We start from the raw sequence: 11,603 nt of genomic DNA on the forward strand, positions 1-11,603 counted from the left end.
CCTCAGGCGCAGGTCCAGCCGCCATCGACATAGAGTTCGGACCCGGTAACGAACGTCGAGTCGTCTCCGGCCAGAAATGCCACTGCCGCAGCAACTTCCGACGCAGTGCCCAATCGACCCATCGGCGTTTTGGCGACCATGGCCTGGTGCCGCTCGGATCCCTCGTACCGCTCGAGCAATTGCTCCGTACCGATGAACCCAGGGTGCAGCGAGTTGACGCGCACGCCCTTCGTCGCCCAGTGCAGCGCGGCGTTCTTCGTCATCGTGCGGACTGCACCTTTCGCAGCCGCGTAGGCGACGCTGTTGCCCAGTCCACCGACGCTGCCGAGGATCGAGCAGATGTTGACGATCGATCCACCACCGGACTGCTCGACGAACGCGCCCGCGTGCTTCATGCCGAGCCACGTGCCCGTCTGGCCGACTTCGACGACCCGGTTGAACGTCTCGACGGTCTCGTCCACGACGGTTCCGAGACTGCCGATGGCGCCATTGTTGACGAGCGCGTCGAGCCGCGAATACCGTTCCGTCACAGCGGCGACGACGTCCCGCCACTGACCTTCCTGCGTGATGTCGAGCGACAGCGCTAGGTGAGCTTCTGGATTGTCCTGCTCGGCCACGAGTTTCTCGCAGGGCACCTGATCGACATCGGTGACGACGACCGAAGCGCCCTCGGACGCGAGTCGTCCGACGATGGACGCGCCGAGTCCGCCAGTCGCCCCCGTTACCAGCACGATCTTGTCGCTCAATCGCGAAGACGTATCCATCCTTCTCTCGATCACAACTTGCTCAATACGTTTCGGCCGCCGACGAGCATCGCGAACGCGACACCGACCGTCGTCACGGCCGTCATCAGCAGCGCCATTGCCGCGACGAGCGGGTAGGAACCGTTCTGCCACATGTCGAACAGCAATGTGCCCATGACCTGTGTCGTGGATGCGCGAACGAGCAGCGACGCCGCGAACTCGTGCGTCAGCAGGATGAACATCAACGCGACCGCACTGAGAATCGTCGGACGCATGAGCGGCAGCATGATGCGCAGCGTCGTCACGAACGGCGATGCACCACTAGTCGCCGACGCCTCGGTGTACGTATTTCCCAGCGACAGCATCGCCGTCATCTGCATCCTCGTCGCGAACGGCAACATCAGCACGACGTAGACGAGAATGATCACCGTCCGAGTGCCGTACAGGATGAGGGGCGGTTCGGTGTAGGTGAGCAGGAATCCGACACCGAAGATCACTGCCGGGATACCGAGCGGCAGCGCCGTGATCAGGTCTGCGATGAGCGCGAGGATCTTGAAACGTCTGCCGCGGACGAGGAGGTTGGCCATCAGGTATCCGAGCGGAATGCAGATCGCCACCGCCCCGAGCGACGTCAGCACGCTGGTGATCACCGATTGCACGACTGCATTGTTCCCGAGAAGCTCACGGAAGTTGTCCAGTGTCAACAGACTCCATGACAACGACCCGGACCAGTACGGCGTCAGGGACACGATGATCAGGCCGAGCAGTGGGATCACGAGCGCGAACAAAGCGAAAATTCCGATTGTCACCGCGGCCCAGGTGCCTCGCCCGCTGGGCGTCGAGAACGCCTTGCCGCCGTGCGTGACGAACCGAGTCTGGTTGCCCAACAGGACCTTCTGCGTGAGAACGAGGACGATTCCGAAGATCACGAGGGGCGAACCGGCGGCCGCAGCCGCAGCGAAGTCCGACGGCGATTCCGACACACGCCGGTACATCTCCGTCGTCAGCACCTTGACGCCGCTGTTCTGCCCGAGCAGCAACGGACCGGTGAACTGACCGAGGCCGAGCAGTAAGGCGATACCACCGCCGTAGATGAGTGAGGGCCGCAGCAACGGCAGAACGATCTTGAAAAAGATTCCCAGCGTGGACGATCCGCTGACCTGAGCCGCTTCGAGATGCTCGGAGCTGATGTTCTGCATCCCGGAGCTGACGAACAGGTAGACGAAGGACGTCAGACCGAATCCGGTGAGGACGATGATCCACGGAACGGTGTACACATCGATCGGGCCGGTGTCCGATCCACTCCACCACGGCAACTTTCGCAGCAGAACGTTGAGATAGCCGGGCCCCGGCGACAACAGGAACGCCCAGCCGACGACGCTCGCCACGGCAGGCATGACGATCGGCAGAATCGGAATGATCCGGAGCCAGCCGAGTTTCGCCGGCAACCTACTTGCAGCGAATGCCAGCAGAGTGCCGAGAGCCATCGCGATCACGAGAGAACCGAGCGCGAGCGCGATCGTCGTCCGCAGCGTCACACCGACGTCGAACCGGCCGTACTGGCTCGAGTAGCCGGCGGCACCGTCTTCGAGCGCCAGCATCTGGAGTCGAATCATCGGGAGCACGACGAGATAACCGAGGATCGCCAGCAGCGCCACGTACCCGATACGAGCGCGCCAATGCGGAGGAATAGAGAACGACGACCTCGTCGGCGTGGGCGGCGTGACGTCCGTCGTGTCCGATGCAGTGAGGGTGGCCATCAGGAACGGTCTCCTGCACCCGTGGCAACCAGGTCCGGCGTCGCTGCAGGCTCGCTCCCCGCACCTGGATACACCCGAAGACTCGACGGCGAGAAGCTGACGACGACGTCGTCCCCGGGGCTGCTGCTGCGGAGCGATCGACCGTGTTCGGCGGCCGACGCGCGGAGCATCAGCTGTTCGGTGCCCGTCTTGACCGTGACGTCGAAGTAGCGGCCGCCGTATTCGTGCGCGACCAACTGCGCGTGCAACGGAACGTTGCCTGCCGGAACATCGCTCGTCGACGCGTGCAGCATAACGTCGTCCGGACGGAAGCGCGCCACGGCGACCGACCCTTGGTCGGCTCGGTCACGTACGACCGCAGCCGACAGATCGATGACGTCACCGGCGCTGGTGACCCACCCGTTGTGTCCGTTGCGAAGTTCGAGACGGTTGCCCATCCCGATGAACGCGGCGACGTATTCGGACACCGGGTTCTCGAAGACGTCCTCGGGTGCGTCGTACTGCTCGATCTTGCCTGACTTCATGATGGCCAGCCGGTCACCGAGGGCGAACGCCTCGGACTGATCGTGGGTCACGAACACCGCTGTGAAACCGAGCGTTTGGTGGAGTTGGTGAATTTGCGAGCGGACCTGGTCGCGGAGTCGAGCGTCGAGGTTGCTCAGCGGTTCGTCGAACAGCACCAGATCCGGTTCGGCGACGAGCCCGCGAGCCACCGCCACGCGCTGCTGCTGTCCACCGCTCAACTGAGATGGATAGCGATCGAGTAATTTTCCGCAGTCGACCATCTCGGCCGCAGCCTCGACGGCACCGTCGGCGATCGCCTTCTTCAGTTTGCGCACCTTCAAGGGATAACGGATGTTCTCCGCGACGGTCATGTGCGGCCACAAGGCGTACGACTGGAACACCATGCCGATGCTGCGCTTGTGCGCGGGGACGTGGATCTTGGATGCCGCGTCGAACACGGGTGCACCTCGGAACGAAATGGATCCCCCCTGAGGCGTTTCCAGCCCGGCAAGGCATCGCAGTGTCGTGGTCTTTCCGCATCCGCTCGGACCGAGCAACACGAGAAACTCCCCGTGCTCGATCTCCAGGTCGAGCTGGTCGACGACCACGTTCGATCCATAGGTCTTCACGAGACCGGAAACAGCAAATTGCGACGTCATCTAAACACTCACTTTCGAAACTTTCGGTGTACGTACGCCGGCTCCGGTGCCGCCGTCGACCATGATGTCCGACCCTGTCACGTAACTGCTTCCACGCCCGGCGAGGAAGCGGACGACGCCTGCGACCTCCTGGGGCGTCCCACGGCGCTGCATCGGAATGCTGCGCACGTAGGACTCCATGTCGTCTGCCGCGAAATCGGGCGTCGCGGTGATCGCGGTGTCGATGCTTCCCGGGCAGACGGCGTTGACGCGAATGTCCCTGTCGGCCAACTCCAGAGCTGCAACCTTCGTCAGAGCCCGCACTCCGAACTTCGACGCACCGTATGCACCGAGTTCGGCCGTCGCCAGCACGCCCCGTAGCGACGAGATGTTGACGACCGATCCACCGGGACGCATGACATCGGCCGCAGCTTTCAGACCGAGGAAGGTGCCGACGAGGTTGAGATCCAGCAGCGTGCGGAACTGCTTCAACGACGTCTGCTGCAACGTGGCTTTCATGGCCGCACCCGCACTGTTGACGAGAACGTCGAGCCCATGACCTTGCCGTGTCATGTCGGAAGTGACTGCAGCCCAGTGTTCTTCATCGGTGACGTCGAGATGTCGATAGTGTGCGTTCGGCCCGAGCCGTTCGGCGAGTTCGATCCCGGCCGTGTCGTCGACATCGGTCAGGTACACCGTCGCTCCCTGCGCCGCGAACAACTCGGCGCATGCCCCGCCGATCCCTCCCGACGCTCCGGTGACGAGCACGCCCCGGCCCTTCATCGACTCGTCGACTCCAGTCATGTTGCGCCCCTCTGGCTTTCTCGTTCGAACGTGGTCAGCTCTGGAACAGGGTCTGCCATTCCTGGGAGTACTGTTCGACCTTCTCGGGCGTCAGGTCCGCGACGTCGGGCGACACGATGTCCTGCGCACGAGCCACCGCGCCCGGGATATCAGGCAGGGCAGCCGCGTATCCACCGTTCAGAGCCGTTTGACCCTCGATCGTCACCATGAAGTTCGCCAGCACCTGCGCCGCATTCGGATGCTGTGAAGCACTCAGAACTTCGGTGTACCAGGGGGTTCCCCACGGCCGCTCCGGAAGCGCCCAATCGACCGGAGCGCCGGCCGCGACCTCGGTGACAAGCGGCTGGACCGACGGGCTCACGACGACCTCACCGGACGTGAGTGCCTGCGCGACACCGAGGGCACTGGGGTATACACGAGGCTTCAACTCGGCCAATCGATCCCAGTAATCCTCGCCGTACGTCTGGCTGTAGTACCGATACATGTCCACGTAGGACGCGATCCCAGTGGGATTGACGATGCCGATCTTGCCCTGGAATTTCGGGTCGAGAAGATCACCCGGCGTCGTCAGCCCCTCCGGGACGGCGTCGGTGTTCCATCCGAGACCGAAGACCGCTGCGCTGGCGAGAAAGAACTTGTCACCGATGACGCTCGCTTCGGGGTCGAATGCAGGCGCCTCGAGATCAGGACCGACGAGGTCCGTCGAATAGGCGCCGGACTCTGCAGCATTCTGAATCCACGACGCGTCGGTAAGCATGTGCACGTCCGCGATACCGGTGCCCGTTCTGTTCTCGGTCTCGACCCGCGGATTGATCTCGGAGTCCGTGCCGCGCACGTATTCCATCTTGATCTCCGGATACTTCGCCTGGAACGCGGCGACCAGTGCGTCCAAGTTGGCGGGCTTCTGGCTCGAGTACAGCATGACGCTGCCTTCCTCGTTGGCCGCCGCTACCACCTCGTCCCAGCTTCCCTCGACCGGACCGGACGCGCTGGAGGATCCACCGCACGCAGTGACGCCGACCAGTGCCGCCGCGGCAGCAAGGGCGATCGTCGCCTTCCTGAAAATCTTCATGTCTGCGTCCTTTCGGGCACGCAAGTGAGCCCCGAGCCGACTCGCACGGTCCTCTTCGAATGTGGTGAGGTTCGACGTTCGAAACGCACTTCACGTCCGGGCAGAACGCCCGGTCGAGCAGTCACTTACGAACTGAACTGATCTCAGTTTGAAAGATAGTGGTCGTTACTTGTGATGTCAATCACCAGAAAGTCTTGACGTGACCCGCATCGCGCGCTACTAGACCGCAGGTACGGAGACACCGTCGACGACGGTCGTTGCCGCGGTGCGTCCGAAGACGAGAGCGCTGGCCAGTCCACCCGCGTAGGCGCGATGCCACAGACCCCCGGTGTCCGATCCCGCAGCCAACAGGCCGGGAATCGGGGCCCCGTCGACACCGAGCACACGAGCACGGTCGTCGACGGACACGCCGTGGAATGGGAACGTGATGGCCGGCACCGTTTCGATGACGTAGTACGGCGGTTCGGCGAGGGGTTCCGCATCGAGGGCGCGGCCGGGCACCAGGTCGTCGTCCCGCAGCGCCGAATCGTTGAATCGCTGGATCTCCGAGGCGATCGCCGACCCGTCGTAACCCCACTCCTCGGGCAGGTACTCGAGTTCGTCGAGCGAGTCCGCCCGACCGACGCGTCCTCCACGCTTGCCTGCAAGCTCGAACTTGTCGATGGCGACGGCGCCCTCCACGTAGGAGGCCAGCATCCAGTCCCGGTGCACCCGAGCGTCGGCGATCAAGAGACCACGCGCCTCCGGCTGCGCGAGCAGTTCCATCGTCGTCAGATGGTCGCCGAGCGTCTCGTCGACGAATCGTTCGTTGCTCAGGTTGAACAGCAGCGCGTGCTCGCTGTAGTAGAGGGACATGTCGACGAAGTCGGCGGGGTCGGCGAGCCGCACGCCACTAGGGATGAGGTGTCCGTAGAAGCCTGCGTTCTCGTTGCGCGTCGCGGCACCGATCGCGTTGGCCAATCGGTACCCGTCGCCGCGGCTGTGCGGATTCGACCGAAGCTCCATGTCGACCGCGGCGGCGTGGACGTGGCGTGCGATCAGTTCCTTGTCACCCTGGAATCCCCCGGTCGCCAGAAGCGTATGTGCGGCATGGACTTCCCGTGCAGGTTCGGAACCGGTCCGGACGCGCGCTCCACGAACCGCAGATCCACCCCGGAGAAGATCGTCGGTGGTGGAGTTCAGCAGCACCGTTCCGCCCGATTGGACGACGATCCGCTTACAGATGTCGACGTAGTGATTCGTGTCGAACGCGTGCCCGCGACCGAAGCTCAGAATCCTCTGTGCCTCACCGACGTCGACTCCGACGGATCGAATCCATTCGACGCCGTCGTCGAACCCATCGATCAGGCGGTGTTTCAGCGCAAGGTCGCCCTTCGGATTCTGCTCGTGCAGCACCTCGTAATTCGGTGCTGTCCACACATATCCAGCGAACCGGGCCGAGCCGCCGACGTCGGGCCCGACCTCGACAACGCAGACCGACTTACATGCTCTGGCTGCGCTGGCAGCGGCAGTCAGGCCCGCCATGCCGCCGCCGATGACCAACAGGTCGTATTCCGGATCGTTCACGTCGATACTCCACTTTCTTGTCAGTGTGCTCTGTTCACACGGTGGTCGGATGGACGAGCACTCGAACGCGAGGCTCCTCCATCAGGTCGGCTGCGAGCGCGGTACGGATGAGTTGTTCCGGAACGGTGAGACGGACCGTCTCCTGGGCGCGGTACTCGGCCCAGTTCTTGAACGTGCAGAATTCGACGTACGTGGTGGCCGAATCGGTCGCCTGAGCCATCGACCAGCGCAACGCCCCTAGGCGTAGCCGCGACGACCTCAAGCGCGGGGCACCTTCGACGAAGTGGCCAGTCCGCTGAGGATGGACCGTGTACGTCGTTTCGACGACGACTTTTCGCCCGTGGAAGTCCGGTTCGAGGTCCGGCGGTCCTGACACGCCGGACGGGTCGGGCGCGATCTCGTCGCTGGGCAGAATCCCACGGCGCAGCAACCCTATCGCCGACACCGCCATCGCCATCGCGGAAAGCACGACGGCGATGGCGAGACCGATCATGTCGGCGAGAAGCCCCCACAGCAGGGCACCGACTGCCTGGCTGCCCTGGAACGTCAGCATGATGAACGCGATCACCCTTGATTTGATCCACGGCGGCATCACGGCATGCGTCGCGATCATCCATGTGCTCTGCACACCCACCCATGCCGCGCCGACGATCACCAGCAGAACGAACACGACCGACGTCAAGGGCACGAACGCGAGACCGGCCAGCACCACCGCGTACGCGGCAGATCCGACCGCTGCGAACGCATTCCAGCTCAGTCGAGTCCGCAGGGGCATCAGAGCGACAGTGCCTGCCACTGCACCGATCCCGATCGCGCCGGACAGAACACCGAACTCGAACGTCGTCACGTGCAACACCTCGTAGGCGACGACCGGCAGCAGCGCCCACAGGCAGCTCGCGGGCAGTCCGAACATCAACACTCGGAACAGCAGCCGACAAGTCCAGCGTGAATGCCGTATGAATCGAAGGCTCGTCGTCACTGATTCCAGGACCGACCCAATCTTCGGGCCTCGCCCGGACGCACGCGGAATCTGACTGGCCGCCAACCCTGTGCACAGCAGGAACAAGACGGTGACCAGACCGAATGTCGAGGTGGCACCCCACGCAGCCAGCAGTGCGCCGCCGAGTACCGGACCGATCGCTCGCGCACCATTGAAGATGGCGCCGTCGATCGCAGGCACGACGGCCATCATCTCTCGGGTTGCCAGCGTCGGCAGAAGCGATTGCCAGACGATCGCCACCGAGGCCAGACCGCATCCGGACATGAAAACGGCAGCCATCAAGATCGGCGTCACAGCGAACCCGAAGAATTGCAGTGTCGTCAGCAGGACCGACGTGACCAGCAGGCCCATTGCAGTTCCCGTCAAGAGCTTCCGATGGCCGGCATGCTCGGCGATCGCGCCGATCGGAAGGGAGAAGAGAAAAAACGGCAGACTCGCTGCGAACTGCACCGACGACACCGTGAACGCGGAGGCGCCGGCTTGCGTCAACGTCCATTGGACTGCGAGAACCAGGATCCAAATCCCGACCGCGGCACTGAGCTCGAACCCCAGCATCATCCGTAGTCGACGGACACGGAACGGTGTCAGGAATCCAACGGTCTGGGATTGTTCCACCTGGGAGCTCCTCTCCAGCTTGCTTGACATGAATTTAGTTCAGTCGACTCGATTCTGTGTTAGTTTCGCCTTCGTCGTCGCCCCGAAGTCGGGCCGACTTTTGATTTTCGCCGCGCATGGGAGGTTTCACCCGCGTGAAGAGCAGAACGATCTGCCTCGCATCCCCACCGACCGGAAAACTGAACCTGTCCCACTTCGACGTGTGCGACACCGAACTGGACGCCCCGAGGGACGGCGAAGTCCTGGTACGGAACATATGGCTGTCGATCGACCCATCGATCCGCCTTCGTCTCGGCCCGGACAGGCCCGCCGGCTATCTACCACCGATCCAACCCGGCGACGCACTGTCAGGGCTCGCGCTCGGCGAAGTTCTCGACTCTCGTAGCGATGGCTTCTCCCCCGGCGACGTCGTGTCCCACATGATGGGCTACCGCGACTACGCGGTTATCGACAGTGTCGCCGGAGGGCTCGGCGGAGCCGGAACTTCGACCAAAATCGATTCGAAAAGCTTCCCTATTCAGTGGTTTCTAGGACCGCTGGGCAGTTCGGGCCTGACTGCGTACGTGGGACTCTTCGACGTACTCGGCATCGAATCGACCGACACGTTATGGGTGTCCGCGGCGGCCGGAGCCGTCGGCAGCATCGCAGCGCAGCTCGCGAAATTACACGGGTGCACCGTCGTCGCATCGGCGGGCAGCGCAGACAAGGTGGCGTTCCTCCGCGAGTCATTGGGCGTGACACGCGCTTTCGACTACCACGACGGCGACGTAGGAGCGCTGCTCGCTCACGCCGCTCCTGACGGCATCGACGCGTATTTCGACAACGTCGGCGGCGGGCATTTCGCTGCCGCTCTCGATCACCTGAATACAGGCGGCCGTGTCGCGATGTGCGGGGCCGTTTCGACCTACGGCGCGAGTGGGTCGATGCCGTCGAACCTGTTCCAGATCACGGCAAAGAGCCTGCGACTGCAGGGTTTCAGAGCCGGCGCCTACAACCATCTCTACGACGACATGCGCGCTCTCGTGGGCGGATACCTGCAGAACGGAACGTTGATCTACCAGGAATCCGTTTACGACGGGCTGGAGCAGGCCCCGGCAGCGCTCGTCGGAATGTTGAACGGCGACACCACAGGGAAGACGCTGGTCAGGGTCGGCCAATGAACCCCGACACCTATTCGACGGACCGCGAACGGCATTGACACACAACGGTTTCGCTGCAACGCCACCGCGGAAGAGCTGGCTGACGACATCGCCTACCTGGCGTCAGCAGGTTCCGACGAAGCATTCGGCGCGATCTTGTCCAGCAACGGCGGCAGATCCACGGTCCGACTCAGCACGATCTCGTCGAAAAGGACGCCTTCGGTCGCAGCCGCAGGGTCGGCGATCGGAGTGACGTCGACGATCACCGCCTCGGCGGGCGCGGCTGCGATGGCGGCCTCGTCGTCCGTCAGCGTTCCCTGTCCGCCACGAATCCACGGCAGAGCGCTGCACGCACCGACCGCGACCGCAAGGCCTGTCCACTGCAGGACATTCAGTGTCTCACCGAGAACGACCTGGGCCGCCAACACACCCAGGACGGGATCGAGCAGTCCGAGGAGACTCACCCGTCCGGAGCCGAGGGTGCGGATTGCGATCAGCGAGCATCCGATCGCGAGAGGCAGCAGTACCAATCCTTGCATCAGGACCGACGCCCACCCGATGGGCGCGAAAGACCAAGTCACGCCGTCGATCACGACGAAGATGCCTACAGTGACACCGGCACCCAGTGCAGTCAGACCGGCAGCGGTGACGGCACTCGTCCGGCGAATCCACCGTTCGGCTATCACGAAGTACAGCGCGTAGCCGAACGCACTGGCCAACGCGTAGACCACGCCGGAGAACGCCACCTTGCCGGGATCGCTCCCGAGCACGAGAGCGAGCCCGCCGATCATGAGAACCCCCAGCACGATTTGTCCGCGGGGCACGCGCTGCCCGAACCCGAGCCACAGAAGTGCCAGCACGATCATCGGGTAGCAGTGCACGACGATGGTCGACAATTGGGCGCCCGAATCCCTCACCGCGACGAAGAAGGCAAGCAACTGCAACCCGAAGATCGGGCCGCAGAACAAGGCCACACCAAGTGCGTGCGAAGGCTTCGTCGTGCGTAGCCTGCCGGTGACGAGCGCGAAGGTCAGCAGGACAGCGGCACCGATGAGGCAGCGCAGCGTGACCTGGACCGTGCTGGGAACGCCCCCCTGGAGGCCCACTGCGGCGGCCACAGGCGAAAGGGAAAAGGCCACAATGGATACCAGACCGATCAGCCACGCCTTCGCGATCGGATTCTTCGTGCCGACTGCGCGTACTGGAACCGACACTGGACGGAGACCGGCATCGACCGCCACGTCACGACGGAGGGAGAGCATGGAAGGGCCACAACTTTCGCGACAAGAGGACGTAGGCACGGAGATGTGCCTACGCCTGGAGGGGGATATACGAGTGGTAGAGCGGGATGACGACCTACGCCCTACGATCGCGCGTTCATGGAACGAACAAGTGGCTCGGCTCGCTGGGAGAATGTTGACACGCGCGTGACCTGCGGTCAAGCGGACAGAAGACGCCCCCGAACTCGGGCGAGCGTCACGCCGATTCGGCGATCGATCGGTGGTGGATTACACGATTCCTACTGCGGCACAACCGGTTTCGGAGGACATCATTCGAACACAGTTCGAGGCCGTGCACCCATGAGTTACTTGACACCACTGGCAGGGATGGTGTATTCGGGGGTGCGAATGCCGTCGCTCAGGGTCGGCGGTCGGCGGCGTAGTTTGCCCATTGGCCGTTCGTCTTGAAGGTGTGTTTGGCGACGGTATGAGCGTTGAGCCCTAGGATTCCCGCGAGCACACTCGGCGGGAGCTCACGGGCT

At 63.4% G+C, this 11,603-nt stretch carries 9 protein-coding genes; 1 reads left to right on the forward strand and 8 read right to left on the reverse strand.

From position 1 onward, the window contains the following. Positions 1-2: 2 nt before the first annotated feature. From HQ354_RS02385 to HQ354_RS02415, 7 genes are all read right to left on the reverse strand, one after another. A complete protein-coding gene (locus HQ354_RS02385; RefSeq protein WP_167677667.1) occupies positions 3-764 on the reverse strand; it encodes an SDR family NAD(P)-dependent oxidoreductase in 762 nt (253 codons plus the stop codon). Positions 765-775: 11 nt separating this feature from the next. Beyond that, positions 776-2,503 carry an iron ABC transporter permease gene (locus tag HQ354_RS02390; protein ID WP_167677669.1) on the reverse strand — a complete coding sequence of 576 codons (1,728 nt, stop codon included), beginning with the start codon at positions 2,501-2,503 and terminating at the stop codon, positions 776-778. Continuing rightward, positions 2,503-3,666 (reverse strand): ABC transporter ATP-binding protein, encoded by a 1,164-nt coding sequence (locus HQ354_RS02395; RefSeq protein ID WP_167677671.1) that lies wholly within the window; start codon positions 3,664-3,666, stop codon positions 2,503-2,505. Before HQ354_RS02395 ends, HQ354_RS02390 begins: the two co-directional genes overlap by 1 nt. Further along, positions 3,667-4,449: an SDR family NAD(P)-dependent oxidoreductase gene (locus tag HQ354_RS02400; protein ID WP_068421104.1), complete on the reverse strand. Its 783-nt coding sequence runs from the start codon at positions 4,447-4,449 to the stop codon at positions 3,667-3,669. 34 nt (positions 4,450-4,483) lie between these two features. Then, positions 4,484-5,521 carry an ABC transporter substrate-binding protein gene (locus HQ354_RS02405; protein WP_084423534.1) on the reverse strand — a complete coding sequence of 346 codons (1,038 nt, stop codon included), beginning with the start codon at positions 5,519-5,521 and terminating at the stop codon, positions 4,484-4,486. A gap of 219 nt (positions 5,522-5,740) precedes the next feature. Continuing rightward, on the reverse strand, positions 5,741-7,087 hold the full coding sequence (locus HQ354_RS02410; protein ID WP_167677675.1) for an FAD-binding protein: 1,347 nt from the start codon (positions 7,085-7,087) through the stop codon (positions 5,741-5,743). A 34-nt stretch (positions 7,088-7,121) separates the two neighbouring features. Then, on the reverse strand, positions 7,122-8,702 hold the full coding sequence (locus HQ354_RS02415) for an MFS transporter (RefSeq protein ID WP_167674219.1): 1,581 nt from the start codon (positions 8,700-8,702) through the stop codon (positions 7,122-7,124). 134 nt (positions 8,703-8,836) lie between these two features. On the opposite strand from HQ354_RS02415, the gene HQ354_RS02420 reads away from it, so the two are divergent. After that, complete coding sequence (locus HQ354_RS02420; protein WP_068421258.1) at positions 8,837-9,862, forward strand: NADP-dependent oxidoreductase; 1,026 nt, start codon at positions 8,837-8,839, stop codon at positions 9,860-9,862. A gap of 92 nt (positions 9,863-9,954) precedes the next feature. Here HQ354_RS02420 and HQ354_RS02425 read toward each other — a convergent pair whose 3' ends face one another. Continuing rightward, positions 9,955-11,103, reverse strand: a complete 1,149-nt coding sequence (locus HQ354_RS02425) for a DMT family transporter (RefSeq protein ID WP_222634078.1) — start codon at positions 11,101-11,103, stop codon at positions 9,955-9,957. Positions 11,104-11,603: the final 500 nt, after the last annotated feature.

The sequence above is a fragment of the Rhodococcus sp. BP-261 genome (assembly GCF_019835205.1).
Lineage (GTDB): Bacteria > Actinomycetota > Actinomycetes > Mycobacteriales > Mycobacteriaceae > Rhodococcoides > Rhodococcoides kyotonensis_B.